Genomic DNA, 26045 nt, shown 5'->3' with positions numbered 1-26045 from the left:
CAGACTGAATGACGGCCTCGACCCAGCGCCAAGGACACACGACGTCACGCAAGCGACCAGACACGATTTTCACCCCAGCACGGACGTCCCGCCAGGGACACCGACAACTGAATGAGTCATTCAAGACCTCCGTGCTCGCCGCCGCGCCGGTTGCGAACCTCGGGGGCGCGACACTAACCGAAGATCTTCTGCACCTGGTCGGAGATCTTGGCGACCAGCTCGGAGAACTGCACCACCCCGCCCAGCAGCCCCTTGACCTTCTCCCACCGGCTGCGCACCACCGCCGGCTCGGCGGCGTCACCCGCACGCAGGTCGGCCGCCAGGTCGGTCAGCGTGTCCTCCAGGACCTCCTGCTTCGCGAGCTCCTTCCCGCGCACCTCGGTCGTCAGCCGCTCGACGAGCTCGGCCAGGGACGCGACCGCCGGTTCCGCGCCGCCGGCTTCGATGCCCGTCTGGGTGATCTTGCCCGAGTTGTCGCCGCCGATGCTGACCTTGTTCGTGATGCGGTGGCTCATCAGGTCTCCGTCCTGGCCAGGCGGCCGGGGGTCGCGGGCGGCCGGGGACGCGGGGTGCGCACCCCGGCCTGGGTGATCGGCCCGCGGTTGTCGCCGCGGATGGTGATGTCGTTGTTGATCACGACCGACGCCTGCTCCTCGAACTTCGCCGTCGAGAAGCCTGCGTCGCCGAGGAGCTTGCCGATCGCCGGGAGGAGCCGGCTTTCGATGATCTTCTCGTAGCGCTCGATGTCGACGAGCTGGAAGTAGTCGGTGAACTGGTTCACCGAAGCCAGTTCGCGCAGCGAGCTCGCGACGCCGTAGCGGTCCGGGTCCAGGACGCCGGGCTCGCGCTTCGGCTGCCGGATCCACGACGCGAGGTTCAGGATCCGGCCCGGCAGGCTGGCCGGCATCTCCAGCCAGGCCAGCAGGCCCTGCCCGAGCGGGCGCAGCGAGTCCGGCCGCATCTTGTCCACCACCCGGTACGCGGCCCGGATCGGCGGCAGCATATACGGCGTCCACTCGACGTACAGCGTCGTGTCGTCCACCGCGACGTGCAGGAACGTCGTGAGCACCAGGTCCCGGTCCCAGGTCTCCACCTGGAACGACAGGTAGTAGCGCGCCCATTCCTTCGGCTCCGTGCGGAGCCGGGCGACCTCGGCCGCGGTGAGCCGGGTGTTCGGCGGACGCTCGATGTCCGGCAGGAAGGCGGCGGCTTCCGGCTCGCCGAGGTGGTCGACGAGTTCCGTGGCCGGGGTGAACACCGCCTCGGTCACCGTCAGGCCGCCGAGCCGGTGGTCCGGCGACAGCGCGTTCGCGTGGCGGAGGTCCGCGATCGCCGCGCGGATCCCGTCGTACAACGCCTCGGTGGTCAGCTTCGGCCGGCCTTCGCCGTCTTCCAGGCGTTCCAGCGGGATCGCCATGGACCAGGCGTCACGCCGGAAACCGGCGCCCACGAACGGGTTGTAGCCGCGGTAGACCACCAGCGGTGCGCCCGGCGCCTCGGCGGGCTCCGCGCTCCCCTGGTGGCGGGCGAGCTGATCCCGGAAGTCCTCGGTGAGCAGCCCGGTGAGGCTGCCGCCGTCCGTGGCCCCGCCGTGCCGCTTGAACCGCGTCGTCAGCAGATTCCACAGGGACCAGCGCTCGATCGTCGCGATCACGCACACGAGTACCGCGAGCACGATGCCGATGACGGTCCGGGCGGTGTCACCACCGGACGACCGGTCGTAGTAGTAATCGTCGTCGTAGTACCGGGAGGACCGGCTCCCGGAACCGAAGAGTTCGTCCGAATAGGACAGCAGCAGCCACGCCACGACGATCGAGACGCCGAGGATGACCATCGTCTTCGGGTTGAGTGCCTTCTCCAGCGCGTAGGCGCTCTTCCCCGCCCGCGCGGCGAGGAGCAGCAGCGACAGCACGATCCAGCCGTAGAGCAGCGGGTTGTCCCACAGCAGCCCGATGACGACGGCCATGAGCACCACCAGCAGGCCGTCGAAGTTCTTGCGGCGCGCCCGGGCCCGCACCGCCTCGGTGAGCACGCGGCCCGCGTCCAGGCCCGGTGACGGCGGGACCGGCCGGGTGGGCTCGACGAGGAACTCGGTGATGGCCCGCCGGCTGTAGGCGGGATCGAGGTAGGACGCCGCGCACAGGTAGCGCGTGGTGTCGTCGGCCATGCTGCCCCCTTGTCCGGCCGGGGGACACGATCGCCGGACAGCTCGCTCCCCCGCAATTTGCCGAAGGTAGCATGCAGCCGCAGAAAGCGGGACGGTAATTCCGGCAGCACCACGACAATTTTCCGGTGCCACGCGGGAATGGTCAGGAGATCAGCTTCGCGGTCAATTCCCCACGGCTGCGGACACCGACCTTGCCGAACACCGACTTGAGGTGGTCCTGCACCGTGTGCGCCGAGATCGCCAGCCGGGCCGCGATGTCCACTGTGGACAGTCCGGCCAGCACCTCCCGGCAGACGTCGCGCTCCCGGGCGGTCAGGCCGTAGGCGGCGAGGAGGACACCGAGCAGCTCGGCACCCGACGCACGGCCGACGGTCACGACCGTCTCGCCGTCGTCCTCCCCCGCCACCAGCCGGGCGGCGTGCAGCGCGATCCACCCGCCGCGGGTGTCGCGGACGCGGGCGCGGAACGTCCCCGTCGCCGCCGTGCGAGCCCCGGTCACCACCGCGCGCACCAGCACGGCGAACCGGCCAGGGGCGATCTCGTCGAGTTCGGCGCGCCACGCCGCGGCCGCCGCGGTGGCCGTGCGCTGCCTGCCATCCGGGCCCACGACCACGATCGCCGGCTCAGCCGCCTCGCCCGCCCCGCGGGTGCGCGCGGCCACCCGCGTCGCGGCCGCCAGTGCCGGGGCGACCGAGGTGAGGAACTCGACCTCGCGGTCGCTGAACTCACCCCGCCGCACCAGGCCGGCCGCGCCCCACGAGGTGCCGTCGACGCGGAACACGACGCGCAGTTCGTGGCCGAGCCCCAGCGGCCGCCAGACCTCGGTGAGCCGGCCGCTGCGTTCGACGACCCGGCCGGGCAGGTCCGACAGGCGCGCCACGGGCACCGGCCGCCGCGCCAGCTCGGCGAAGGTGTGGGGCTGGGCGCCGTCGTACTCGTAGGTCGCCAGCAGGGGCTCGTACTCGCCGGGGATGCGGGCCCGGCCGCTGGTCATCGAGCTGATCACCGCGGTGTCCGGGTCGAGCGACGCCCAGCACGTCAGCTCGGCCGGCACCACGCGGTCGACCAGCTCGATGGCGGCGGCGTGCAGCTCGGCGACGCCGAGACCCGCCGTCGCGAGCGCGGCGACGTCCCGCCGCACTCCCTGTGCCCGGCCGTCCCACATGGACGCAGTATGCGCCGCCCGTGCCGGCGCGGACATCCCACTTTTCCGGGATGGCCCGCCGCGGCCGCGGTTCCTACCGTCGTCGTCATGACCCATTTCAGTGCCACGGGCGAAGGCCCGGAACTCGACACCGGGGACGCGCGGATCACCGTCAAGATCGGCGCGGAGCACACCGGCGGCGCCTACGAGGTGTTCGAGGTCGACGCGCCGCGCGGGCCGTCCGTCCCGCCGCACGCCGAGCCCTGGGCGAAGAGCTTCTACGTCCTGCGCGGGCGCATCACGGTGTATGTGGACGGCGAACTCCACGACCTCGGCCCCGGCGCGTCGATCAGCATCCCGGCGGGCGCGATCAACACCTTCACGGTGCACACGCCGTCGGCCCAGTTCCTCGCGGTGTGCCCGACGGACGGGATGGGCCGGTTCTTCCGCGCCGTCGACCGGGCGACGCCGGAGGAGATTCCGGAGATCGCCGGGCACCACGGGATCGAGCTCGTGCCGTGAACGCCGTCGCACAGATCTTCGCCGGGCTGGCGGTGCTCGTGCACCTGCTGGCGTTCGCCTGGGAGGTGCTGCTGTTCGAACGGCCGGGCGTGCACGAAGGCATCTTCCGGATCCCGTCGGCGAACCTGCCCGCCACCCGGCTGTGGTCGTTCAACGTCGGTTTCTACAACCTGTTCCTCGCCGCCGGCCCGGTGCTCGGCCTGGTCCTGCTGCACGCCGGGCACGCCGACGCCGGACGCTGGCTGGTGCGCTACTGCTGCGGGTTCATGCTGCTGGCCGGGATCGCCCTCGGCGTCTCGGACCTGCTCGCGCTCAGCCGCCCGCGCGGCGCGGGCCGCGGTGGCGCCCTCGCGCAGGCGCTTCCGCCACTGGGCGCACTGGTCGCGGCACTCTTCTAGGTTTGTTCGATCAGCCGCTCGCTCCAGTCCCGGATGGCGGCGGCCTGGTCGGCCGTGAGCCGGTCGAGGACGAGCCGGCGGATGTTGGCGCCGTGGGCCCGGACGGCGTTCTCCGCCGTGCGGCGGCCTTCGCCGGTCAGCTCGACCCCGGTGCGCCGGCCGGTGGCGCCGTCCTCGATCCGCGCCACCAGGCCGCGGTTCTCCATCCGGGTCAGCAGGTGGGCGACGCGGCTCTTCTCCCAGTCGAGCGTGTCGGCGAGCTCGCCGACCCGCATCGGCCGGGTCAGCGTGACCAGCACGCTGAACTCGGCCTTCGAGATACCGCAGTCGCGCTGCAGCCCGCGATCGAGTTCGCGGACGAGCAGCCGCTGCGCGCGCATCCAGGTGTCCCAGAACGCCCACTCCGCCGACTCCAACATGGGTGTATCGTACAGAGTTGACGCGTCAACTCTGGGAGGAGACCGATGAAGACACTGCTGCGCGGCGGCCTGGTGGTCAGCATGGATCCGGCGCTCGGGGACCTTCCCCGTGGCGACGTACTCATCGAGGACGGCCGGATCGCCGCGGTCGCCCCGGAAATCGACGCCGCCGGGGCCGAAGTCGTCGACGCCTCGGGCAAGATCGTCCTGCCCGGGTTCGTCGACACACACCGGCACACCTGGCAAACGGCGTTCCGCGGCCTCGGCGCGGACTGGACGTTCGGCCAGTACCGCGTCGCGGTGCACGGCACGCTCAAGCCGCACTACCGGCCGGAGGACGTCTACCTCGGCACCCTGCTCGGCCGGCTCGAAGCACTCGGCTCCGGCGTCACGACCATGCTCGACTGGTTTCACTGCGCCGACCGCCCGGAGAACGCCGACGCCGCGATCCAAGCGCTGCACGACGCACCCGGCCGCTCGATCTTCTGCTACGGCGCCGCGGGCCCGGACATCGAGCCGGAGATCCGGCGCGTGCGAGCCTTGCTGCCGGGCGACGACCTGGCGCTGGGCCTGCGCGGTCCGGTGATCTCCACAATGGACGAAACCGCCGCGGATGTCGTGCTGGCGCGGGAACTCGGGCTGCGGGTGAGCGTGCACGTCCACGGCACGGGCGGCTGGCCGCAAGGCGATCGCCCGATCGACGGCATGCGCGAGCGCGGCCTGCTCGACGACCGCACGACCATCGTCCACGGCAACGGCCTCTCCGACGACCAGCTGGCGATGCTCGCCGACGCCGGCTCCTCGGTGTCGATCAGCCCGGACGTCGAGCTCAAGATGGGCTTCGCCCCGCTCATCACCGGCCGGGCCCTCTCCGCCGGGATCCGGCCCTCGCTGTCGGTCGACGACTGCCCGTCGGCCGGCGGCGACCTGTTCGGCGCCATGCGCACGGCCCTGGCCGCCGACCGCGGCCTGACGACGCGGACGGTGCTCGAGTGCGCCACGGTGAACGGCGCCCGGGCCTGCGGGCGCGACACCGGCAGCCTCACCCCCGGCAAGGCCGCCGACCTCGTCCTGCTCGACGCCGAGGACCCGTCGATCTTCCCGGTGGGCGATCCGGCCGGGAGCATCGTCAGCGCCGGCCACCCCGGCCTGGTCGACAGCGTCTTCGTCGCGGGGAAAGCGGTCAAGCGCCACGGCCGGCTGCTCGGCGTGGACCTCCCCGCCCTGCGCGCGCGGCTGCTCGAGTCCCGCGACCGGATCGCCGCGGCCGCGGGCATCGCCGTCGACGGGTCGTGGCGGCCTCAGGAAGCCGACGTCACGCGGTAGACGTCGTAGACGCCTTCCACGCCGCGGACCACCTTGAGGACGTGGCCGAGGTGCTTGGTGTCGCCCATCTCGAACGAGAAGCGGCTGACCGCGACCCGGTCCCGGGACGTGGTCACCGACGCCGAGAGGATGTTGACCTTCTCGTCGGCCAGCACCTTGGTGACGTCCGAGAGCAGGCGGTGCCGGTCGAGCGCCTCGACCTGGATCGCCACCAGGAACACCGACGACGCCGAGGGCGCCCACTCGACCTCGACCAGCCGCTCGGGCTGGGACTGCAGATCACCGGCGTTCGTGCAGTCGGTGCGGTGCACCGAAACGCCGCCGCCGCGGGTCACGAAGCCGAGGATCTCGTCGCCCGGCACCGGGGTGCAGCAGCGGGCGAGCTTCGCCCAGACGTCGCTGGCGCCCTTGACCACCACGCCGACGTCGTTGGAGCCGCGGCGCCGGGTCACCGTGGACGGTGTCGCGCGCTCGGCGAGCTCCTCCTCCGCCGCGTCGACACCACCGATCAGCGCCACCAGGCGCTGCACGACGTGCTTCGCGCTCGTGTGGCCCTCGCCGACCGCCGCGTACAGCGAGGAGATGTCGGCGTGGCGCAGCTCGGTGGCCACCGCGCCCATGGACTCCGCGGAGACCAGCCGCTGGATCGGCAGGCCGACCTTGCGGATCTCCTTGGTGATGGCTTCCTTGCCGCCCTCGATCGCCTCGTCGCGGCGTTCCTTGGCGAACCACTGCCGGATCTTGGCGCGGGCCTTCGGCGAGCCGGCGAACTGCAGCCAGTCACGCGACGGTCCGGCGTTCTCCGCCTTCGACGTGAAGATCTCGACGACTTCGCCGTTCTCCAGCTTGCGTTCGAGCGCGACCAGGCGGCCGTTGACGCGGGCGCCGATGCAGCGGTGGCCGACCTCGGTGTGCACGGCGTAGGCGAAGTCGACCGGCGTGGACTCGACCGGGAGCGTGATCACGTCGCCCTTCGGCGTGAACACGAAGATCTCGCGCGAGGCCAGCTCGTAGCGCAGCGACTCGAGGAAGTCGCCCGGGTCCGCCGCCTCGCGCTGCCAGTCGAGGAGCTGGCGCATCCACGCCATCTCGTCGACGTCCACGGCGTTGCCGTTGTGCGTGCCCTTGGTTTCCTTGTAGCGCCAGTGCGCGGCGATGCCGTACTCGGCGGTGCGGTGCATCTCGTAGGTGCGGATCTGCACCTCGAGGGGCTTGCCGTCCGGGCCGATCACCGTGGTGTGCAGCGACTGGTAGACGCCGAAGCGGGGCTGCGCGATGTAGTCCTTGAACCGGCCGGGCACCGGCTGCCACAGCGCGTGGACGACGCCCATGGCCGCGTAGCAGTCGCGGACGTCCTCGACCAGGATCCGGACGCCGACCAGGTCGTGGATGTCGTCCAGGTCGCGGCCGCGGACGATCATCTTCTGGTGGATCGAGTAGTAGTGCTTCGGCCGGCCCTCGACCTTCGCGGTGATCCGCGACGAGACGAGGTTGCTGGTCAGGTCCGTGATCACCGACCGCAGGTAGATGTCACGCGAGGGCGCGCGGTCGGCGACCAGGCGCACTATTTCGTCGTACTTCTTGGGCTGCAGGATGGCGAACGCGAGGTCCTCCAGCTCCCACTTGACCGTGGCCATGCCGAGCCGGTGGGCCAGCGGCGCGAGGACCTCGAGGGTCTCGCGGGCCTTGCGGGCCTGCTTCTCCGGCGGCAGGAAGCGCATGGTGCGCATGTTGTGCAGCCGGTCGGCGAGCTTGATGACCAGCACCCGGGGGTCCTTGGCCATCGCGATGACCATCTTGCGGATGGTCTCGGCCTCGGCGGACGAGCCGAGCTGCACCTTGTCCAGCTTCGTGACGCCGTCGACGAGCTCGGCGACCTTGTCGCCGAAGTCGGCCTTCAGGCTCTCGACGGCGTAGCCGGTGTCCTCGACCGTGTCGTGCAGCAGCGCCGCGACGAGCGTGGTCGTGTCCATGCCCAGCTCGGCGAGGATCGTGGCGACGGCGAGCGGGTGGGTGATGTACGGGTCGCCGGACTTGCGCCGCTGGTTGCGGTGCAGTTCCTCGGCGACGTCGTAGGCGCGCTGGAGCAGGCCGAGGTCGCCGTTGGGGTGCAGCTCGCGGTGGATGACGGCCAGGGGTTCGAGGACCTGCTTGACCGGGGCGGCACGCTGTGCGGTGATCCGCCGGGCGAGCCGCGCCCGGACCCGCCGGGTCGCGGACGGGTTCGGCGCCGCACCGTTCGGCTTCGGCGGCGCGGGCTGTGCCGCCGCCTGCCCGTTCTGCGGGGCGCCCTCTTTCGCGGGCACCGCGGCGTCGAGCTCCTGGCTCACCCGCACCTCCTGCTGCTCGTGCGGCCTTCGGACCACCAGGGTAGCCGTTGCACCTCGCAGCCCTCTCGGGTGCGCCCGTTCAGGGGGATGTGGGGCCCGTCACCAGCGCCTTCACCCTCCCGCACCCTCGTGAGTGGTAATTCGGGTTAGAACCCTAATTACCACTCACGACAAGCCGCGGCAGACCCTGTCAGCAGGTCTGGAGGGCGTGGACCTTGCGGTTCGCCAGGACCTCACGACCCCGGAGGGCGCCCAGTTCCAGTACCACGGAGACGCTGTCGACCACCGCGCCCGCGTCCTCCAGGAGCTTGCCCGTGGCCGCGACGGTGCCGCCGGTGGCCAGGACATCGTCGAGGATCGCGATGCGCTGACCAGGGCGAACCACGCCGACGGGCAGCTCGACCGTCGCCGTGCCGTACTCCAGGGAGTAGTCGACCCGGCCCGCCACCAGCGGCAGTTTGCCCGGCTTGCGGATCAGCACCACGCCGAGGCCGCGGGCGTACCCGACGGCCGCGGCGAGGAGGAACCCGCGGGCCTCCACGCCGGCGAGCGCCTCGACTCCGGCGTCGAGGGTGCCCGCCAGCGCGTCGGTCACGGCCTTGAACGCACCCGCGTCCGCGAAGAGCGGGCTCAGGTCGCGGAACAGCACGCCGGGCTCGGGGAAGTCCGGCACCTCGGCGATCAGGCCGAGGGCGTCGTCGAGCTCCACGTCAGCGCTTCCGCTTCCCGGCCGGGCGCTGCTTCTGGATCCGGGCGGGGACGCTGGCCGCGGCCGCGTACGCCTTCTCCTTGCGCAGTTCCTTCGCGAGGGCGTCGTCGTCCGAGGCGTCGAAGTCCTCGCCCCCGGCCGACTTGCGCTCCTGGCTGACGCGACGCTGGCGGACCCGCTCGGCCTGCTGCGCGTACTTCGGGTCGCGCATCTTGAAGTCGACCAGCAGCGGCGTCGCCAGCGCGACCGACGACAGGACGCCGACGAGGGTACCGGTGAGCTGCACCAGCGCCAGGTCCTGCAGCGTGCCCGAGCCGAGCAGCACGTAGCCGACGATCAGCAGGCCGAGGATCGGCAGCAGCGCGATGAACGCCGTGTTGAACGACCGCATCAAGGTCTGGTTCAACGCGAGGTTCGCGGCCTCGGCGTACGTGCGGCGGGTCAGCCCGAGCAGGCCGCGCGTGTTCTCGCGGACCTTGTCGAACACCACCACCGTGTCGTAGAGCGAGAACCCGAGGATGGTCAGCAGGCCGATCACGGTCGCCGGGGTGACCTCGAAACCGACCAGCGAGTACACACCCGCGGTGACCAGGATGTCGTGCAGCAGCGAGACGAGCGCCGCCACCGCCATCCGCGCGTCGAAGTAGATCGCCAGGAAGATGACCACCGCGACGAGGAACACGATGAGCGCGATCAACGCCTTCTGCGAGATCTCGCCACCCCACGACGCGCTCACCGCGCTGTCACTGATGGCCTGGGCGCTCGGCTGGCCGTTGGTGCCCTTCGGGCCCAGGTCCTGGAACAGGCCCTGCTTGACCTTTGCGACGTCGGCCGCGTTCAGGGCGTCGGTGCGGATCTGGATGGTCGACGCGTTGCCCGTGCCGACCTTCTGCGTCTCGGCGGCCGGACGGCCGAGGGCCTTCTCGAACGACTGCTTCGCCTGGTCCTCGGTGATCACGCCGTGGATGCCGTTGGCGGGCATCTGGATCTGCGTGCCGCCCTCGAACTCGATGCCGATGTTGAATCCGCGGAAAATCATCGACGCGAGGCACACCAGCACCAGCGCCGAGAAGAAGATGTACCAGCGCTTGCGCTTGCCGACGACGTCGAACGCGCCCGTGCCGACGTACAACCGGTGGAAGACGCTTTCCTTCTTGCCGGGTTTCACCGTCGCCTTGGCGTTGCCTTCGGCGTCCGTGCCCAGTTCCTCGACCCCCACGTCAGGCCTCCTTCACGTTCGCGCGGCCGACCGAGGTCGACTTCTTACGCTGCGAACCCACTTGCTGCACGGCGCCGAGACCCAGGTGCCTCGGATTGGACAGGAACGCGTTCTTGGATGTGGACACCATGGCCACCAGCGGGTGCGTCACCAGGTACACGACGACCAGGTCGAGCACGGTGGACATGCCCAGGGTGAACGCGAAGCCCTGGACGTCGCCGACGGCGATGACGTACAGGATGGCCGCGGCCAGGAAGCTCACCGCGTCGGACGCCAGGATGGTGCGCCGGGCGCGGACCCAGCCGCGCGGCACCGCGGACCGGAACGTCCGTCCTTCCCGGATCTCGTCTTTGAGCCGTTCGAAGTAGATGACGAACGAGTCCGCCGTGATGCCGATGGCGATGATCAGGCCGGCGATGCCCGCCAGGTCCAGCGTGTAGCCGATCCAGCGGCCGAGCAGCACCAGCACCGCGAACACCAGCGCGCCGGACAGCGCCAGCGACAGGATGGTGAGCACGCCGAGCAGGCGGTAGTAGAACAGGCAGTAGACGAAGACCACCAGCAGGCCGATGCCGCCGGCGATCAGACCGGCCTGCAGCGACGCCAGGCCGAGGGTCGCCGACACCGTGGTCGCGTCGGAGGACGCGAACGACAGCGGCAGCGAGCCGTACTTGAGGATGTCCGAGAGGTCTTTCGCCTCGGTCTGGCTGAACTTGCCGGTGATCTGGGTGTTGCCGTCGACGATGGCCACCTGGATGTTCGGCGCGGACACGACCTGCGTGTCGAGCACGAACGCCGCCTGCTGGCCGGTGTTCTTCGAGGTGAAGTCCGCCCAGATCTTGGTGCCCTCGCTCTTGAAGCTGAGGTTCACCACCCACTGGCCGCGCTGCTGGTCGTAGCCCGAGCTCGAGTCGGCGATCTCGGTGCCCGGCAGGAACTCCGGCTCCAGCAGGTACTTGTACGTGTTGTGGTCACCGCAGGCGACCAGCGGCAGCTTCGGGTCGTCGTTGCCCTCGAGGGCGTCCTTGGCGTTCGGTGCGCAGGTCAGCGCCGCCATCGCCTTCGCGACGAGCTCCTGGTTCGGCTGGCCGTCGGCGCCGATCAGCTGCGGGTTCTGCCGCAGGGCCCGGGCGGCCTGGATCTCCTTCGCGGTTTCCGCGTCGACCGAGGTGTCCACGGGCGCCGGCGCCGGGGTCGACGACGCGGACGGCGGCGGGGTGCTGCTGCTCGGCGCGGCGGGCGTGGTGTTCTGCTGCGGCGCGGCCGCGGCGCCACCACCGCCACCGGCCGTCGGCGGCGCGGTGGCCGTGGCCGTCGGCGTCTTGGTGCCGGTCGCGCCCGAGGTCGGCGCGCCGGGGGTCGGCGTGCCCGTCGGCGTGCCCGTGGCCGGCGGCGGGGTGTTCGTCTGCGGCGGCACCACCGGCTGGGTGGCGGCGGAGACGACCTTCCGGAAGCCGAGCTTCGCGGTCTTGCCCAGGTTCTTCGCCTGGTCGCCCTGCTCGCCCGGGACCGTGATCACGACGTTGTTGCCGTCGAGGAGGACCTCGGTGCCGCCGACGCCGATCCCGTTGACGCGCCGTTCGATGATCTGGCGCGCCTGGTTCAGGGACTCGCGGGTCGGCTGGCCGCCGTCGGGGGTGCGGGCGGTGAGCGTGACCCGGGTGCCGCCCTGCAGGTCGATGCCCAGTTTCGGGGTCGGCTTGTGGTTGCCGGTGAGGAACACCAGCGCGTACAAGACGATCACGATCAGGGCGAACAGGGCGAGATAGCGTCCCGGGCGGAGATGCCCGGCTGAAGCTGCCACGGTGCTTCGGTCTCCTCGGACGGGGTGGACCCCAACGTTGCGGTGCCCGCCCGGAGGGTTACCGGGAGGGACTGTGTGCATTCACCGACCGTGTGCGATTCACTCCCGGGCACGGGTATGACGGCGGACACGCACGCAGCACCGAGACACTACTCGGTGCTGCGTGAGCCCGGCGTGCGAGGCCATACCGACTTTCGTCGGGATTCCCGCCCCTGCCCAGGAGTGCCGCGGAGGGCTACTTCTTGCCGTGCTCCAGCGGCGGCGCCACCTGCGCGGTGGTCTGCGGCTCGTCGACCTTGGCCACCGGCTCGGCGATCGTCTCCTCGGCGGGAGCGTCCACCTCTTCGGCGGAGTCCTCGTCAGTCTCGACGGTCGGCTCGACCTTCTCGCGGACCGCCAGCCGCAGCCAGGTGGTGACGACGCCGGGCGCGATCTCGATGTCGATCGTGTTGTCACCCGAGGTGTCGGCAACGGTGCCGTAGAGACCCGAAGTGGTCATCACGCGGTCACCGGGCGCCAGGCTGCTCTGCAGATCCTGCTGCGCGGCCTGCTGCTTCTTCTGCTTGCGGGTGCTCATCACCAGGGGCACGGCGAGGACGAGCACGAGCAGCAGGGGCAGCAATAGCTGTTGCATGATTCTCCGTTCGACGGACATCGGGCCCAGGCCGAAATGTCCGGTTTTTGGGTATGTGCTCCGGTCAAGTGTGCCAGGTACCAGCACGGACACTGGCACCCACCCGCCGTTACCGGCCGCTCAGTCCTGCTCGAAGAGCGCCGGTCCGCCCTGCTCGGGACGCCCCGGGAGGTCGGCGGGAGGCACCATGCCGAGGTGTTCCCACGCGGACGCGGTCGCGACGCGGCCACGCGGGGTGCGGGCGAGCATACCGGCGCGCACGAGGTAGGGCTCGCAGACCTCTTCCACGGTGGTCGCCTCCTCCCCCACGGCCACCGCCAGCGTCGAGATGCCCACCGGCCCGCCCCCGAACGACCTGGTCAGCGCGGTGAGCACAGCCCGGTCGAGACGGTCGAGGCCCAGCTCGTCGACGTCGTAGACGGCCAGCGCGGCGCGGACGACCTCGCGGGTCCCCTTGCCGTCGGCGCGGACCTCGGCGTAGTCGCGGACGCGCCGCAGCAGCCGGTTCGCGATCCGGGGCGTGCCCCGCGAGCGGCGGGCGATCTCCGCGCAGCCGTCCCGGTCGATCGGGATGTCGAGGATCGTCGCCGCGCGCCGGACGACCAGTTCCAGCTCGGCGTCGGTGTAGAACTCCATCTGGCCGGTGAAGCCGAACCGGTCACGCAGCGGGCCGGTCAGCGAGCCGGACCGGGTGGTCGCCCCGACCAGCGTGAACGGGGCGATTTCGAGGGGGATGCTGGTGGCGCCCGGCCCCTTGCCGACGACGACGTCGACCCGGAAGTCCTCCATCGCGAGGTACAGCATCTCCTCGGCGGGGCGGGCGATCCGGTGGATCTCGTCGATGAACAGCACGTCGCCGGGCGCGAGGTTGGACAGCATCGCGGCGAGGTCGCCGGCCCGTTCCAGGGCCGGGCCGGAGGTGATCCGGATGGCCGCGCCCAGCTCGGCGGCGACGATCATCGCCATCGACGTCTTGCCCAGGCCGGGCGGCCCGGACAGCAGGACGTGGTCGGGCGGCACGCCGCGGCGGCGCGCGCTCTCCAGCACCAGCTCCAGCTGCTCGCGCACGCGCGGCTGGCCGACGAACTCGTCGAGCTTGCGGGGCCGCAGGGTGCCCTCGACGTTCTCCTCGCCGGTCTGAGCCCAGGCCGAGAGGGCTTCGTCCTCTTCCACCGCTTCATACTCCACGGCCGGGCCTACCGCTTCCGGCCGAGGGTGGCCAGCGCGGCGCGCAGGACGCTGGCGGTCGTGTGGCCGTCACCGTCGGCGAGAACCTTGTCCACGGCCTGCTCGGCCTGCTTGGCCGGGAACCCGAGCCCGGCCAGTGCCTCGACGACCTCGGCCCGCAGCGCGCCGGGCGCGGTGACGGCCGGCGCGTCACCGGTACCGCCGAGCGCGGTGACCTTGTCGCGCAGTTCGAGGGTGAGCCGCTCGGCGCCCTTGCGGCCGATGCCCGGGACCGAGGTGAGCACGGTGATGTTGCCTTCCACCAGCGCGGCCCGCAGCTTGCCCGGATCGAGCACGGCGAGGGTGGCCAGCGCCAGCCGCGGCCCGATCCCGGACACCGTCTGCAGCAGCCCGAACAGCTCCCGCGCGTCGGTGTCGGCGAAGCCGAACAACGTCAGCGAGTCCTCGCGCACCACCAGCGCGGTGTGCAGGCGGACCTCTTCGCCGCGACGCAGGGTCGCGAGGGTCGCCGGGGTGGCCTGCACGGCGAAGCCGACCCCGCCGACCTCGACCACGACGTGGTCGAGGCCGACCGACAGGACTTCTCCGCGTACCGACGAGATCATCGTGCTGCTCCTGGGTTCTTGGCCGGATTCTTGGCGGGGTTCCCGGCCGGTTTCGCCGCTTGCTTCGCCGCCGCGGCGAGGCGGGCTTTGTGCGTACGGGCCATCTCGGCCGCGCGGGCTTCGGCTTCGGCGAGCCGGGCCCGCATCGGCTCCCGCCACAGGTGGCAGATGGCCAGGGCGAGGGCGTCCGCGGCGTCGGCCGGATGGGGCGCGACCTCGAGGTTGAGCAGGCGCATCACCATCGCGGTGACCTGGGCCTTGTCGGCCCGGCCGGACCCACTGACGGCGGCCTTGACCTCGCTCGGGGTGTGGAACACGACGGGCAGCCCCCGGCGGGCGGCGGCGAGCGCGACCACACCGCCGGCCTGGGCGGTCCCCATCGCGGTGCGGACGTTGTGCTGGGCGAAGACGCGCTCGACGGCAACGGCCTGCGGCTTGTACTTGTCCAGCCACCGCTCGACCTCGTCGGAGATCCCGAGCAGGCGGTGCGCCAGATCGGCGTCCGCCGGCGTCCGCACGACATCGACGGCGACGCAGCGGACGGCCCGGCCCTTGCCGCCGTCGACCACCCCCAGACCGCACCTGGTCAGACCGGGGTCGACCCCGAGCACGCGCACCCGCATTCCTTCCCGCCGCGAACACCAGTTCGAGCTTGCAGGCTACTGGGCGCGTCTGCGGCAGGATGGGTGACATGCCGGAGCCCGCGGATTTCGTCACCCACCTGGGACTGCAGCCGTTGCCCGTCGAAGGTGGGCGGTGGGCGCAGAGCTGGCGGTCGGAGACCGGCTCGGCGATCTACTACCTGCTCGTCGCGCCGGAGTTCTCCGCCCCGCACCGCCTGGACCGGGTCGAGGTCTACGCCCACCACGCCGGCGCGCCCGCGGCGATGCTGCTGCTGCACCCGGACGGCTCGGTCGAGCGGCCGGTGCTCGGGACCGATGTCGCCGCCGGCGAGCGCCCGCAGGTCGTGGTGCCCGCCGGGACGTGGCAGGCAACCGTCACGCGCGGTGCGTGGAGCCTGCTGGGCACGGTCGTCGTGCCGCCCTACACGGACGACTGCGTCGAGTTCGCGCCTGCCGCCGAACTGGCGCTGCGGTACCCGGAAGCGGCCGCCGACCTGGGGAAGTTCTAGTACTACATGGCCAGATCGTTGCCTCGGTGCGGCCGAAGACGGCCTGCCCGGGACAGCCCCGACGCCGGCCTGCCGTGGCTGGTCGTGAGTGGTAATTAGGGTTCTAACCCTAATTACCACTCACGACCACCCAGCCACCGCAGACGGTGCCTCTATTCACCCAGGTCACGCACAAGTGTCCCTGTAGTACTAGGGACCGTCGACGCCGGGGGTCCAGCTCTCGGGGTCGCCGCTCCCGGTCAGCACCGGCTGCCACCGCGCGAAGCCCTCGGGCGCGTCCGGGTGCCAGGGGAACTTGCCGTCGGGCGTCGCGACGATCAGCTGCAGTGCTGGGAAGTCGCCGTCCGGGTAGATGAGGAACGCCGTGCCGAAGTACTCGGGGTAGTGCCCCTTGTTGACGCGCTCGAGCACCACCGGGACGCCCTCGAAGAAGTCGTCGTAGCGCCTGCCGACCTCGAAGATCTCGCCGTTGGCGGCACGGTCGACGTAGGCGTCGAGCAGCACCTGCCCCATCTGGCCGGGCAGCCCGACCACGACGGCCTCCGGCACGTTGTGCAACGCCCACGCGCAGGCCGTGAAGCAGTAGCCGGCACCTTCGTCGTCGGCGGCGACGGTGATGACGGCGTTGCCGCGTTCCTTCGCCTGCCCCTCGATCCATTCGATGAGGCGCAGTTCTTCCGCGGACAGTTCGGCGGTGATGTCGGCGGCAGCGGCGGGGGTCGTCGAGGTCACGGCGCACATTCTGCCTGACGAGCCCGCCGCAGCCCAGTGCCCGGGCCGGAAAGTTTCCGGCCCGGGCACGAAGGCGTTGCGACGTAAGGGAAAACGACGTAGAGGAAACTCAGCCGACTTCGGCGAGCACCTCGTCCGACACGTCGAAGTTCGCGTAGACGTTCTGGACGTCGTCACAATCCTCGAGGGCGTCGATCAGCTTGAAGACCTTCTTCGCGCCGTCCGCGTCGAGAGGCACGCTCACCGACGGCAGGAACGTCAGCTCCGCCGACTCGTACTCGAACCCGGCCTCCTGCAGCGCCTTGCGCACCGGGACCAGGTCGCCGCCCTCCGAGACGATTTCGAAGCTCTCGTCGAGATCGTTGACCTCTTCGGCACCGGCGTCGAGGACCGCCATGAGGACGTCGTCCTCCGAAGCGTCACCCTTCGGCATGATCACGACACCCTTGCGGGTGAACATGTACGCGACCGAGCCCGGGTCGGCGAGGGAGCCGTTATTGCGCGTGAGCGCGGTGCGGACCTCCATCGCGGCGCGGTTCTTGTTGTCCGTGAGGCACTCGATCAGCACCGCCACGCCGTTGGGGCCGTAACCCTCGTAGGTGATGTTCTGCCAGTCGGCGCCACCGGCTTCTTCGCCGGCGCCGCGCTTGCGGGCGCGCTCGATGTTGTCCTGCGGGACCGAGTTCTTCTTCGCCTTCTGGATGGCGTCGTAGAGCGTGGGGTTGCCATCCGGGTCGCCACCACCGGTGCCGGTCCGCGCGGCCACCTCGATGTTCTTGATCAACCGCGCGAAGAGCTTGCCGCGCTTCGCGTCGAGGTTGGCCTTCTTGTGCTTCGTGGTGGCCCACTTGGAGTGGCCGCTCATCTCTCCTCCATCTGTTCCGTACCCCGGCCGGGCACCGCGTCTCAGGCAGCCTTTCGCACAAGGTCGACGAACAGCCGGTGCACCCGCACGTCGGGCGTGAGTTCCGGGTGGAACGCGGTCGCCAGCACCGCCCCTTGCCGGACCGCGACGATCCTAGCGGTGTCCTCCTCGACGCCGGGCACACCGCTGACGGTGGCCAGCACCTCGACGCCGTCACCGGCCTTCTCGACCCAGGGAGCCCGGATGAACACGGCGTGCACTTTTTCGTCGATCCCGGCGAAGTCGAGGTCGGCCTCGAAGGAGTCGACCTGCCTGCCGAAGGCGTTCCGCCGGACGACGACGTCGAGCCCGCCGAGCTGCTGTTGGTCGGGCCGCCCGTCGCGGGTCTGCCGAGCCAGCAGGATCATCCCGGCGCACGACCCGAAGGCGGGCATCCCCTCGGCGATCCGTGCCCGCAGCGGCTCGAGCAGTGCGAAGCTCTCCAGCAGCCGCGACATGGTGGTGGACTCCCCGCCGGGCAGCACCAAACCGTCCACTTCGGACAGCTCGACGGCCCGCCGGACCGGCACGGCCCGCGCGCCCGCGTCGGCCAGCATGGCAACGTGCTCCCGCACGGCACCCTGCATGGCGAGCACACCGATGAGCGGTTCCGACGACACCCGACCTCCCGAAAGACCTTCCCACCAGCCTAGACGCTCTCACTCGACCGCTTCCCGGCAGGTCAGACCCGCTCCGCCTGACCTCGAGCGCCCCAATGTGGCCTTGGTTGCGTCTGACGCACCCAAGGCGGCCTTCGGTGCGTCTGACGCACCGAAGGCCGCCTTGGGGCGCTGGCAACCGGACAACAAGCCCTGCCAGTCAGGGCACGCCGGCCAGCCTCAGCAGTGCCGCGGTTGCCGCGGCGGCGACCACCACCAGGGCGAACGGGGCCTTGCGCCACGCCAGCACCCCCGCCACCAGCACGCCGGCCGGGCGGGCCACCCCGGCGAACCCGTGTCCCTCCGTCAGCGCGCTCACCGCGACCAGGGCCGCCAGCAGCACCACCGCCGCCAGGGCCATCAACCGCTCCGCCCGAGGTGTCAGCTTCACCCGGCTGCGCAACGCCGGTCCCGCCACCCGGAACGCGAACGTCCCCAGCGCCAGCACCACGGTCGCGACCAGCAGTTCCGCCCCGTCCATCAACGCGCCTCCGCCAGCTCCGGTTCTTTCGCGGCCACCCCGGCCAGCACCCCCGCCAACGCGAGCAGCACCGGCAGCCCGGCGGGCAGGAACGGCGTCGCCACCAGGGCGACCACCACCCCGATCAGCACCGGCAGCCGCGCCGCCTTGTCGCGCAGCGAGGGCAGGACCAGGGCCAGCAGCACCGCCGGGAACGCCGCGTCCAGGCCGAACGCGTCCGTGTCGCTGATCGCCGTCCCGGCGTACGCGCCGACCAGCACTCCGGTGTTCCAGAAGACGAAGATCCCCAGCCCGCACGCCCAGTACGCCGCGCGGCGGCGGGGGGCTTCGTCCTGGGCCATCGCGAACGCCACCGTCTCGTCGCTCATGAAGTGGCTGCCGACCGCGCGGGTGCTCCAGCGCCGGCCGACGGCGTCGCCGATCGCGAAGCCGAACGGCACGTGCCGCGCGTTGGCCAGCAATCCCGCCAGCACCGCCGCGAACGGGTTGCCGCCCGCCGCCACGATGCCGATGAACATGAACTGCGACGCCCCGGCGAAGACCAGCAGCGACATCAGCATCGGCAGCCACAGCGGGAAGCCGGAGCTCACCGCGATGGCGCCGTAGGAAACCCCCACGAGACAATCGGCGAGACAGACCAGGCCGATGTCACGGGCCAGGCCCCGATCGAGTGTTCGCCATATCGAACGCATGTGTTCTAGAGTGAACGCACGACCCCGTGTTCGTCAAGGCGAACGAAATGACCGATGGAGCGAACAGGATGTCTCAGGAAGCCACCGGGGCGCCGCTGGAGATCATCGCGGCCTCGCTGCGCCGCGAACGGACCCGCGCGGGCCTGTCCCTGACCGAGGTCGCGCGCCGCGCCGGCCTGGCCAAGTCGACGCTCTCGCAGCTCGAATCGGGCACCGGCAACCCGAGCGTCGAGACGCTGTGGGCCCTCGGGGTCGCCCTCGACGTGCCCTTCTCGCGGCTGGTCGAACCGAACCGGCCGAAGGTCCGGGTCGTCCGCGCGGGCAAGGGGCCGACCGTGTTCGCCGAACACGCCGACTACGCGTGCACGCTGCTGTCGGCCTGCCCCACCGGCGCCCGCCGCGACATCTACGTCGTCCGCGGCGAGCCCGGCACGCCGCGGCGCTCCGACCCGCACATGACCGGAGTGGTCGAGCACATCGTGCTGTGCGCGGGCCGGGCCCGCATCGGCGTCATGGACGACCCGGAGGAACTGCTGCCCGGGGACTACATCTGCTACCCCGGCGACGTCCCGCACATCTTCGAAGCCCTCGAACCCGGCACGTACGGCGTCGAGATCTCCGAATACATCTAGCGTCCGGTCAGGCCGTCACCAGCCGCGCTCGGCGAGGCGGTGCGGCTCCGGCAGCTCTTCGACGTTGATGCCGACCATCGCCTCGCCCAGGCCGCGCGAGACCTTGGCCAGGACGTCCGGGTCGTCGTAGAACGTCGTCGCCTTGACGATCGCCTCGGCGCGCTGGGCCGGGTTGCCGGACTTGAAGATGCCCGAACCGACGAACACGCCCTCGGCGCCGAGCTGCATCATCATCGCCGCGTCGGCCGGGGTGGCGATGCCGCCCGCGGTGAACAGCACCACCGGCAGCTTGCCCGCCTCGGCGACCTCCTTCACCAGCTCGTACGGCGCCTGCAGCTCCTTCGCCGCGACGAACAGCTCGTCTTCGGGCAGCGACTGCAGGCGGCGGATCTCCTGGCGGATCTTCCGCATGTGCATGGTGGCGTTGGAGACGTCGCCGGTGCCGGCCTCGCCCTTGGAGCGGATCATCGCCGCGCCCTCGGTGATCCGGCGCAGCGCCTCGCCGAGGTTGGTCGCGCCGCAGACGAAGGGGACGGTGAACGCCCACTTGTCGATGTGGTTGGCGTAGTCGGCCGGGGTGAGGACCTCGGACTCGTCGACGTAGTCCACGCCGAGGGACTGCAGGACCTGCGCCTCGACGAAGTGGCCGATGCGGGCCTTGGCCATCACCGGGATCGAGACGGTCTCGATGATGCCGTCGATCAGGTCGGGGTCGCTCATCCGGGCGACACCGCCCTGGGCGCGGATGTCGGCGGGTACGCGTTCGAGGGCCATCACCGCGACCGCGCCGGCGTCTTCGGCGATCTTGGCCTGCTCGGCGGTGACCACGTCCATGATCACGCCGCCCTTGAGCATCTCGGCCATGCCGCGCTTCACCTTGGCGGTGCCGGTGACGGACTGGACGCTGCCGCTGGAGGGGGTGGGCTGCTGCTCGGACACGACGACGCCTTTCGACACGGGGGTGGACGAGTCCAAGGGTAGGTCGGCGGTGGACCCTTCAACCAGGCCAGTACGCGGGTATCTCAGCAGTCCACTTCGCCGGTGCCCGCGACCAGGGCTTCCGCGAGCGCGGTGCGCACGTAGAGCACGTGACGTCCGGCACGATGCCGGCTGACCAGGCCCGCAGCGGTGAGCAGGCCGAGGTGCTGCGACACCGCCCCGGCGCTCAGCCCGGTCCGGCGGGCCAGCTCCGCGGTGGACGCCGGCGCGCCCAGCTCGGCCAGCAGCATCGCGCGGCCGCGGCCCACCACGGCGGCCAGCGCGCCGGGTGCGGTGGCCGTGCCGGTCTCCCACAGCGTGGCGATCCCGCGCGGCGGGTAGCGCAGCACCGGCTGCCAGCGCGTGTCGGTCTTGGAGAACACCCGCGGCCAGACGAACGCCGAAGGCACCAGCACGAGGCCGCGCCCGTCGAGCGGGACGGCGGCGTGCAGGTGCCGGTGCGCCACCGTGAGCGTGCCGTCCTGCCAGCGGACCAGCGGCGTGAGGTCGTTGAACAGCTCGGCGGCCCCACCCTGGGCCAGCAGCCGGGACCGGTACAGCACGTCGGCTTCGAGCAGCGCGCGGATCCGCGGCCAGTCGGGCGCCAGCACGAGGTGCCAGTACTGCTCCATCAGCGTCGCGAGCCGCTCCAGGCCCACCTCCGGCTCGCGGTGGAAGCGGTTCAGCGCCGGCGAGCGCGGCCCGGCCATCGCGTCCACTTCGCGCCGGACGAGCCGGGCGGGCACGTCCCGCAGGTCGGCGAGCTCGTCGGCCAGTTCGGGCAGCGGTGTCGACGGCGTGCCGGCCAGGAACCCGGGTAGGTGCCGCAGCGGGACGAGGTCGCGCAGCAGCCCGATGTCGAGACCGGCTTCGGCCAGCGCCGCCGTGGCGCGCTTGATCCACGGCAGGTGCAGGGCGTGCTGCCCCGGGGAGTTCAGGACGCGGACGCTCGCGACGATCTCCCAGGCCGGGGAGAACGCGAACCGGGTGTGCGCCAGGTCCTCTGTGGAGAATGCCAGGTCGAGCACGCGCTGCCTCCTGCCGGGGAGAATCCGGCGCAGTCTAGGACTCTCCCTTGTGGACGGTTTGGCGGGGCCCGGAAAGCCCTTGCGGGAAGGCGAAAACCCCGTGCGGGTCATACTTCCGGGCGATAGCGCGCAGCCGCGGCAGATTCACCCCGTAGTACGCCCGCGCCCAATCCGGCATGTCCGGGTCGAGGTAGTTGACGTACCCGGTGGTGCCGAACTCCGGCCCCAGCCCGTCGCGCACGGCGGCCAGCGCGCGCCGGGCCTCGGCTTCGCCGCCGTCCTCGGGCGCGGCGCCGTGCAGGAACTGGAAGCTCGCCAGCGCGGAGCGGTGCGGAAAGGCCGTCTCACGGGCGCCGACGCGGGCGATCGCGCCGCCGGCGGAGTCGATCAGCGTGCCGACGCGAGGCGCCCTGATCAGCACCTCGACCACCGCGGCCGGGTCGGTGACGGGCCGCAGCAGCATGCGCGAGGTGCCGACGTAGGCCGCCCGCGCCGCGACCGCGCCGGGCCGGGCATCGTGGTCGTCGAACGACCGCAGTGCGCTCAGGTGGTCCGTGACCTGCACCTGCCGTTCTGCGGGCGGGGTGCCCACGCGACGGACGAGGTCGTCGAGCAGCGCCTTCAGCCGGGCTTCGGTGCCGAGGAACGTCCCGCTGGTGACGGCGGTCGCCGCGTCGATGTTCACCCCCGACCACAGCTCGTCGGGCATCCCCGGCAGCCACTCCTGCCAGGCGGCCAGCAGCGCGGCCTGGGTGCCCGGCGGGAAGGTGAGCTTGTAGGTGACGACGTCCGCGATGGGCACGGTCCGGAAGACGAAGCCGGTGACGATCCCGAAGTTGCCGCCGCCCCCGCCGCGCAACGCCCAGAACAGGTCGGGCTCCGCCGCCGGAGACACCGTGCGCACCCGGCCGTCGGCGGTGACGATCCGCGCCGCCTCCAGGTGATCGCACGTCAGCCCGTGCTTCCGGTCGACCAGGCCGACGCCGCCGCCGAGGGCGAGCCCGGCGATGCCGACGGTTTCGCACGAGCCGGCGGGCAGGACCCGGCCGTGCGCGGCCAGCGTCGTCGCGATCGGCCCCAGCCGCGCGCCCGCCCCGATCGCCGCACGGCCGTCCGGGCGCACGTCGATGCCGGAAAACCGGCTCAGGTCGACCACGATGCCGCCGTCCACAGTGGAATAGCCGGGATAGCTGTGCCCGCCGCTGCGGGCGGCGACCGGCAGCCCGTGCCGGGCGGCGAACCCGACCGCGGCCTGGACGTCCTCGACGCGCACCGCGCTGACGACCGCGGCCGGCAGCCGGTCGTCGTACATCGTGAAGAAGCCCTGCTTGGCCTCCGGGTAGCCCGGGTCACCGGGCCGCAGCAGCGGCCCCGAAAGCCGCTTCCGGAGCCGCTCCCAGTCGTCCGGCGGGGGCCACCCCGCCAGGCCCGCCACCGGCACCGCCCCGGAAATCCGCAAGAAAGCCCGCCTGTCCATACCGCTCCCCCTCGCCCTGCGCTTCCCCCGGGCATTCGGCTGGTCCCGGAGGCCCTGCCTTGCCGTGACCAGGGTAGCGGGTGTGTGATCGAGGACACATCCCGTACACCAGCCGTTCGCCGAGGAGTCGTCATGGCAGACAAACAAGCCAAGAACGCCGACACCGGGGCCGCCGTCGCTGTGGACGACCCCGCCAAGGTCCGCAACGTCGTGCTCGTCGGCCCGGCGGGGTCCGGGAAGACCACCCTCGCCGAAGCCCTGCTCGCCGCCTCCGGCACGGTGCCGCGGGCGGGCTCGGTGGTGGACGGCACGACGGTGTGCGACCACGACCCGGCGGCGGTCCGCCAGCAGCGCTCGGTCGGCCTCTCGGTCGCGCCGGTGCTGCACCAGGGCCACAAGATCAACCTGATCGACACGCCCGGGTACGCGGACTTCGTCGGCGAGCTGCGGGCCGGGTTGCGGGCGGCCGACGCGGCCCTGTTCATCGTCTCCGCCGCCGAGGGCGTCGACGCGGCGACGGTCGCGGTCTGGGAGGAGTGCGCCGCGGTCGGGATGCCGCGCGCGGTCGTCGTCTCCCGGCTCGACCACCACCGGGCCGACGCGACGGCCGAGATCGCCGCCTGCCAGGCCGCGTTCGGCGCCGGCGTGCTGCCGCTCTACCTGCCCGCGGGCGACGGCCTGGTCGGGCTGATCACCCAGCGGTACTTCGACTACTCCGGCGGGTACCCGCCGACGGTCGGCGAGCCCGCCGCGGCGGACCTGGAACGGATGGCCGAGGCCCGCAACGAGCTGATCGAAGGGGTCATCGCCGAGAGCGAGGACGAGTCCCTGATGGACCGCTACCTCGCCGGCGAGGAGATCGCGGAGGCCACCCTCATCGCCGACCTGGAGACCGCGGTCGCGCGCGGGTCCTTCCACCCCGTCATCCCGGTGTGCTCGACCAGCGGGATCGGCTTGGCCGAGGTGCTCGACGGCATCGTCCGCGCGTTCCCCTCCCCGCTGGAGCACCGGCCACCCGACGTCACCACGCCGGACGGCGGCGAACACGCCGCGATCACCGCCGACCCCACGGGCCCCCTCGCCGCCGAGGTCGTCCGGACGGCGGTGGACTCCTACGTCGGCCGGGTGTCCCTCGTCCGGGTGTTCTCCGGGACGCTGCGCCCCGAGCGGCCGGTGCACGTGTCCGGGCACGGCCTCGCCGAGCGCGGCCACGAGGACCACGACGCCGACGAGCGCGTCGCGCACCTCTATTCGCCGCTCGGCTCGGCCCTGCGGGAGGTGCCCTACTGCGTCGCGGGCGACCTCTGCGCGCTGACGAAGGTCGGCTCGGCTGAGACCGGCGACACCGTCTCCTCCCCCGACGACCCGCTGCTCATGGAGCCGTGGGCGATGCCGGAACCGCTGCTGCCGGTGGCGGTCGTCGCGAAGACCCGCAGCGACGAGGACACGTTGGCCCGCAACCTTTCCCGCCTCGTCGCCGGCGACCCGACGCTGCGGCTGGACCGCAACGCCGAGACCGCCCAGCTGGTGCTCTGGTGCATGGGCGAGGCCCACGCCGACGTCGTGCTCTCGCGGCTGCGTGCCGGTGGCGCGGACGTCGACACCGAACCGGTGAAGATCAGCCTGCGTTCGACGTTCGCCAAGCCGGCCAAGGGCCACGGGCGGCACGTCAAGCAGTCCGGCGGGCACGGCCAGTTCGCCGTCTGCGACATCGAGGTCGAGCCGCTGCCGCGCGGCGGCGGGTTCCAGTTCGTCGACAAGGTCGTCGGCGGCTCGGTGCCGCACCAGTTCATCCCGAGCGTGGAGAAGGGCGTGCGCGCCCAGTTGCAGCGCGGGCTGGCCGACGGGCACCCGGTCGTCGACGTCAAGGTCATCCTGGTCGACGGCAAGGCCCACAGTGTGGACTCGTCGGACGCGGCGTTCCAGACCGCGGGCGCGCTCGCCCTGCGCGAAGCCGCGGCGAACGGCCACATCACGCTGCTGGAACCCCTGGAGGAGGTGGCCATCCGGCTCCCGGACGAGCATCTGGGCACCGTCCTGGGTGACCTCTCCTCCCGGCGCGGCCGCGTCCTGGGCACCGAGGCGGGCGAAGGCAGCCGGACGGTGATCCGGGCGGAGGTCCCGGCAACGGAACTGCTCAGGTACCTCATCGACCTGCGCTCGATGACCTCGGGCACGGCCACGTTCACCCGCCGCCACGCCCGCTTCGAGCCGATGCCGGAAGGAATGGCGGTCCACTGAATGTCATGAAGGGCACCCTCATGGCTCTTACGTCCATGGGGGTGCCCTTCATGACATTCGGCCGTCAGGGGGTGAAGTCGAAGCCGCCGGGGCGGTTGTTGCGGTCGGCGACGAGGCCCGCGAGGGTGGCCAGGGCGATCTCCGGCGGGGTGCGGGAGCCGATGTTCAACCCGACCGGCCGGTGCACGCGGGCGATGTCGGACTCCGGCACGCCGAGGCCCTGCAGGGCGGCCACGTGCGGGCCGGGGTGGCGCGGGTTGCCGAGCACCCCGATCCACCGCGGGTTCCCCTCGAGCGCCGCCTTCAGCACCGCACCCAGCTCGGGCCGGTGGTGGTCGGTGACGACCACGTCCGCCGACGCGTCGAGCCGCGGCAGCACGGTGTCCGCGTCGAAGCCCTCGGGCACGTCGGTGACGCGCGCGGGATCGGGCTCGAACAGCGCCACGTGGTACCCGAGGTCCTTCGCGAACTTCAGCAGGGACCGCGCCACCGGCGACGCGAACACCGCCACCAGCGTCCGCACGCTCGGGTCCGCGCCCGCCTCGCCGTGCGCGACCGCGCAGGCCTCAGGTTCGCTCATGCGGACATTGTTCCCCGTGTCGACCCTCCAATCACGCGTCTCGA

The 26045-nt window shown here is 71.6% G+C and carries 27 protein-coding genes; 6 read left to right on the top strand and 21 right to left on the bottom strand.

Annotated elements, in window-relative coordinates:
• Positions 1 to 173 precede the first annotated feature (173 nt).
• From ACLJQF_RS35385 to ACLJQF_RS35375, 3 genes are all read right to left on the bottom strand, one after another.
• A complete protein-coding gene (locus ACLJQF_RS35385) occupies positions 174 to 515 on the bottom strand; it encodes a hypothetical protein (protein ID WP_410614620.1) in 342 nt (113 codons plus the stop codon).
• Positions 515 to 2167 (bottom strand): hypothetical protein, encoded by a 1653-nt coding sequence (locus ACLJQF_RS35380; protein WP_410614619.1) that lies wholly within the window; start codon positions 2165 to 2167, stop codon positions 515 to 517. The genes ACLJQF_RS35385 and ACLJQF_RS35380 overlap by 1 nt, the downstream gene beginning before the upstream one ends.
• Positions 2168 to 2309: 142 nt before the next feature.
• A complete protein-coding gene (locus ACLJQF_RS35375; protein ID WP_410614618.1) occupies positions 2310 to 3332 on the bottom strand; it encodes a helix-turn-helix transcriptional regulator in 1023 nt (340 codons plus the stop codon).
• Positions 3333 to 3419: 87 nt separating this feature from the next.
• Between ACLJQF_RS35375 and ACLJQF_RS35370 the strand changes: the two genes are divergently transcribed.
• Both ACLJQF_RS35370 and ACLJQF_RS35365 read left to right on the top strand, forming a co-directional pair.
• A complete protein-coding gene (locus ACLJQF_RS35370) occupies positions 3420 to 3833 on the top strand; it encodes a cupin domain-containing protein (RefSeq protein WP_410614617.1) in 414 nt (137 codons plus the stop codon).
• Positions 3830 to 4231 (top strand): DUF1304 domain-containing protein, encoded by a 402-nt coding sequence (locus tag ACLJQF_RS35365; protein ID WP_410614616.1) that lies wholly within the window; start codon positions 3830 to 3832, stop codon positions 4229 to 4231. The genes ACLJQF_RS35370 and ACLJQF_RS35365 overlap by 4 nt, the downstream gene beginning before the upstream one ends.
• On the opposite strand, the gene ACLJQF_RS35360 is transcribed toward ACLJQF_RS35365, so the two are convergent.
• Entirely contained in the window at positions 4228 to 4650 is a 423-nt protein-coding gene (locus ACLJQF_RS35360) for a MarR family winged helix-turn-helix transcriptional regulator (protein WP_410614615.1), read from the bottom strand. The two genes, ACLJQF_RS35365 and ACLJQF_RS35360, sit on opposite strands and share 4 nt — an antisense overlap.
• A 45-nt stretch (positions 4651 to 4695) precedes the next feature.
• On the opposite strand from ACLJQF_RS35360, the gene ACLJQF_RS35355 reads away from it, so the two are divergent.
• Positions 4696 to 5976, top strand: a complete 1281-nt coding sequence (locus ACLJQF_RS35355) for an amidohydrolase family protein (RefSeq protein WP_410614614.1) — start codon at positions 4696 to 4698, stop codon at positions 5974 to 5976.
• Here ACLJQF_RS35355 and ACLJQF_RS35350 read toward each other — a convergent pair.
• The 8 genes from ACLJQF_RS35350 to ruvC form a co-directional block, all read right to left on the bottom strand.
• A complete protein-coding gene (locus ACLJQF_RS35350) occupies positions 5952 to 8306 on the bottom strand; it encodes a RelA/SpoT family protein (RefSeq protein WP_410614613.1) in 2355 nt (784 codons plus the stop codon). The two genes, ACLJQF_RS35355 and ACLJQF_RS35350, sit on opposite strands and share 25 nt — an antisense overlap.
• A gap of 190 nt (positions 8307 to 8496) precedes the next feature.
• A complete protein-coding gene (locus ACLJQF_RS35345) occupies positions 8497 to 9015 on the bottom strand; it encodes an adenine phosphoribosyltransferase (protein WP_410614612.1) in 519 nt (172 codons plus the stop codon).
• 1 nt (position 9016) lies between these two features.
• Entirely contained in the window at positions 9017 to 10234 is a 1218-nt protein-coding gene (secF, locus tag ACLJQF_RS35340; RefSeq protein WP_410614611.1) for a protein translocase subunit SecF, read from the bottom strand.
• A 1-nt stretch (position 10235) separates the two neighbouring features.
• Positions 10236 to 12038: a protein translocase subunit SecD gene (gene secD / locus ACLJQF_RS35335; RefSeq protein WP_410614610.1), complete on the bottom strand. Its 1803-nt coding sequence runs from the start codon at positions 12036 to 12038 to the stop codon at positions 10236 to 10238.
• 235 nt (positions 12039 to 12273) lie between these two features.
• On the bottom strand, positions 12274 to 12672 hold the full coding sequence (gene yajC, locus ACLJQF_RS35330; RefSeq protein WP_410614609.1) for a preprotein translocase subunit YajC: 399 nt from the start codon (positions 12670 to 12672) through the stop codon (positions 12274 to 12276).
• A gap of 120 nt (positions 12673 to 12792) precedes the next feature.
• Entirely contained in the window at positions 12793 to 13860 is a 1068-nt protein-coding gene (ruvB, locus tag ACLJQF_RS35325; protein WP_410614608.1) for a Holliday junction branch migration DNA helicase RuvB, read from the bottom strand.
• Between the two features lie 8 nt (positions 13861 to 13868).
• Entirely contained in the window at positions 13869 to 14465 is a 597-nt protein-coding gene (gene ruvA / locus ACLJQF_RS35320) for a Holliday junction branch migration protein RuvA (RefSeq protein ID WP_410614607.1), read from the bottom strand.
• The gene (ruvC, locus tag ACLJQF_RS35315) at positions 14462 to 15082 is read right to left on the bottom strand and encodes a crossover junction endodeoxyribonuclease RuvC (RefSeq protein WP_410614606.1); all 621 of its coding nucleotides are present in this window, start codon (positions 15080 to 15082) and stop codon (positions 14462 to 14464) included. The genes ruvA and ruvC overlap by 4 nt, the downstream gene beginning before the upstream one ends.
• A 74-nt stretch (positions 15083 to 15156) precedes the next feature.
• On the opposite strand from ruvC, the gene ACLJQF_RS35310 reads away from it, so the two are divergent.
• Positions 15157 to 15597, top strand: coding sequence for a cupin domain-containing protein (locus ACLJQF_RS35310; RefSeq protein ID WP_410614605.1), 441 nt, complete (start codon positions 15157 to 15159; stop codon positions 15595 to 15597).
• A gap of 189 nt (positions 15598 to 15786) precedes the next feature.
• On the opposite strand, the gene ACLJQF_RS35305 is transcribed toward ACLJQF_RS35310, so the two are convergent.
• From ACLJQF_RS35305 to ACLJQF_RS35285, 5 genes are all read right to left on the bottom strand, one after another.
• A complete protein-coding gene (locus ACLJQF_RS35305; protein ID WP_410614604.1) occupies positions 15787 to 16338 on the bottom strand; it encodes a DUF4262 domain-containing protein in 552 nt (183 codons plus the stop codon).
• A 100-nt stretch (positions 16339 to 16438) separates the two neighbouring features.
• The gene (locus ACLJQF_RS35300) at positions 16439 to 17194 is read right to left on the bottom strand and encodes a YebC/PmpR family DNA-binding transcriptional regulator (RefSeq protein ID WP_155549612.1); all 756 of its coding nucleotides are present in this window, start codon (positions 17192 to 17194) and stop codon (positions 16439 to 16441) included.
• A gap of 41 nt (positions 17195 to 17235) precedes the next feature.
• Entirely contained in the window at positions 17236 to 17853 is a 618-nt protein-coding gene (pdxT, locus tag ACLJQF_RS35295; RefSeq protein ID WP_410614603.1) for a pyridoxal 5'-phosphate synthase glutaminase subunit PdxT, read from the bottom strand.
• Between the two features lie 199 nt (positions 17854 to 18052).
• Positions 18053 to 18373 (bottom strand): AzlD domain-containing protein, encoded by a 321-nt coding sequence (locus tag ACLJQF_RS35290; protein ID WP_410614602.1) that lies wholly within the window; start codon positions 18371 to 18373, stop codon positions 18053 to 18055.
• On the bottom strand, positions 18373 to 19065 hold the full coding sequence (locus ACLJQF_RS35285; protein ID WP_410614601.1) for an AzlC family ABC transporter permease: 693 nt from the start codon (positions 19063 to 19065) through the stop codon (positions 18373 to 18375). The genes ACLJQF_RS35290 and ACLJQF_RS35285 overlap by 1 nt, the downstream gene beginning before the upstream one ends.
• A 68-nt stretch (positions 19066 to 19133) precedes the next feature.
• Between ACLJQF_RS35285 and ACLJQF_RS35280 the strand changes: the two genes are divergently transcribed.
• A complete protein-coding gene (locus ACLJQF_RS35280; protein ID WP_410614600.1) occupies positions 19134 to 19697 on the top strand; it encodes a helix-turn-helix domain-containing protein in 564 nt (187 codons plus the stop codon).
• 15 nt (positions 19698 to 19712) lie between these two features.
• Here ACLJQF_RS35280 and pdxS read toward each other — a convergent pair whose 3' ends face one another.
• The 3 genes from pdxS to ACLJQF_RS35265 form a co-directional block, all read right to left on the bottom strand.
• Positions 19713 to 20636 carry a pyridoxal 5'-phosphate synthase lyase subunit PdxS gene (pdxS, locus tag ACLJQF_RS35275; protein ID WP_410614599.1) on the bottom strand — a complete coding sequence of 308 codons (924 nt, stop codon included), beginning with the start codon at positions 20634 to 20636 and terminating at the stop codon, positions 19713 to 19715.
• A gap of 83 nt (positions 20637 to 20719) precedes the next feature.
• Positions 20720 to 21703 (bottom strand): DUF5937 family protein, encoded by a 984-nt coding sequence (locus tag ACLJQF_RS35270; RefSeq protein WP_410614598.1) that lies wholly within the window; start codon positions 21701 to 21703, stop codon positions 20720 to 20722.
• A gap of 34 nt (positions 21704 to 21737) precedes the next feature.
• Positions 21738 to 23180, bottom strand: a complete 1443-nt coding sequence (locus ACLJQF_RS35265; protein WP_410614597.1) for an FAD-binding oxidoreductase — start codon at positions 23178 to 23180, stop codon at positions 21738 to 21740.
• Positions 23181 to 23312: 132 nt separating this feature from the next.
• Between ACLJQF_RS35265 and ACLJQF_RS35260 the strand changes: the two genes are divergently transcribed.
• On the top strand, positions 23313 to 25421 hold the full coding sequence (locus ACLJQF_RS35260; RefSeq protein WP_410614596.1) for an elongation factor G-like protein EF-G2: 2109 nt from the start codon (positions 23313 to 23315) through the stop codon (positions 25419 to 25421).
• Between the two features lie 64 nt (positions 25422 to 25485).
• On the opposite strand, the gene ACLJQF_RS35255 is transcribed toward ACLJQF_RS35260, so the two are convergent.
• Positions 25486 to 26001 (bottom strand): XdhC family protein, encoded by a 516-nt coding sequence (locus tag ACLJQF_RS35255; protein ID WP_410614595.1) that lies wholly within the window; start codon positions 25999 to 26001, stop codon positions 25486 to 25488.
• Between the last annotated feature and the right edge of the window lie 44 nt (positions 26002 to 26045).

It is taken from the genome of Amycolatopsis sp. lyj-109 (genome assembly GCF_046548995.1).
Lineage (GTDB): Bacteria > Actinomycetota > Actinomycetes > Mycobacteriales > Pseudonocardiaceae > Amycolatopsis.
Note: the sequence above shows the minus strand (reverse complement) of the source record. Positions and strands in the feature narration are given on the sequence as shown.

Bases quoted from the DNA above. Each gene is read 5' to 3' on its own strand.
- ACLJQF_RS35385 (WP_410614620.1), bottom strand. From the start codon at position 515: ATGAGCCACCGCATCACGAACAAGGTCAGCATCGGCGGCGACAACTCG.
- ACLJQF_RS35380 (WP_410614619.1), bottom strand. From the start codon at position 2,167: ATGGCCGACGACACCACGCGCTACCTGTGCGCGGCGTCCTACCTCGAT.
- ACLJQF_RS35375 (WP_410614618.1), bottom strand. From the start codon at position 3,332: ATGTGGGACGGCCGGGCACAGGGAGTGCGGCGGGACGTCGCCGCGCTC.
- ACLJQF_RS35370 (WP_410614617.1), top strand. From the start codon at position 3,420: ATGACCCATTTCAGTGCCACGGGCGAAGGCCCGGAACTCGACACCGGG.
- ACLJQF_RS35360 (WP_410614615.1), bottom strand. From the start codon at position 4,650: ATGTTGGAGTCGGCGGAGTGGGCGTTCTGGGACACCTGGATGCGCGCG.
- ACLJQF_RS35355 (WP_410614614.1), top strand. From the start codon at position 4,696: ATGAAGACACTGCTGCGCGGCGGCCTGGTGGTCAGCATGGATCCGGCG.
- yajC (WP_410614609.1), bottom strand. From the start codon at position 12,672: ATGCAACAGCTATTGCTGCCCCTGCTGCTCGTGCTCGTCCTCGCCGTG.
- ruvA (WP_410614607.1), bottom strand. From the start codon at position 14,465: ATGATCTCGTCGGTACGCGGAGAAGTCCTGTCGGTCGGCCTCGACCAC.
- ACLJQF_RS35310 (WP_410614605.1), top strand. From the start codon at position 15,157: ATGCCGGAGCCCGCGGATTTCGTCACCCACCTGGGACTGCAGCCGTTG.
- ACLJQF_RS35305 (WP_410614604.1), bottom strand. From the start codon at position 16,338: ATGTGCGCCGTGACCTCGACGACCCCCGCCGCTGCCGCCGACATCACC.
- ACLJQF_RS35300 (WP_155549612.1), bottom strand. From the start codon at position 17,194: ATGAGCGGCCACTCCAAGTGGGCCACCACGAAGCACAAGAAGGCCAAC.
- ACLJQF_RS35290 (WP_410614602.1), bottom strand. From the start codon at position 18,373: ATGGACGGGGCGGAACTGCTGGTCGCGACCGTGGTGCTGGCGCTGGGG.
- ACLJQF_RS35285 (WP_410614601.1), bottom strand. From the start codon at position 19,065: ATGCGTTCGATATGGCGAACACTCGATCGGGGCCTGGCCCGTGACATC.
- ACLJQF_RS35280 (WP_410614600.1), top strand. From the start codon at position 19,134: ATGTCTCAGGAAGCCACCGGGGCGCCGCTGGAGATCATCGCGGCCTCG.
- ACLJQF_RS35265 (WP_410614597.1), bottom strand. From the start codon at position 23,180: ATGGACAGGCGGGCTTTCTTGCGGATTTCCGGGGCGGTGCCGGTGGCG.
- ACLJQF_RS35260 (WP_410614596.1), top strand. From the start codon at position 23,313: ATGGCAGACAAACAAGCCAAGAACGCCGACACCGGGGCCGCCGTCGCT.
- ACLJQF_RS35255 (WP_410614595.1), bottom strand. From the start codon at position 26,001: ATGAGCGAACCTGAGGCCTGCGCGGTCGCGCACGGCGAGGCGGGCGCG.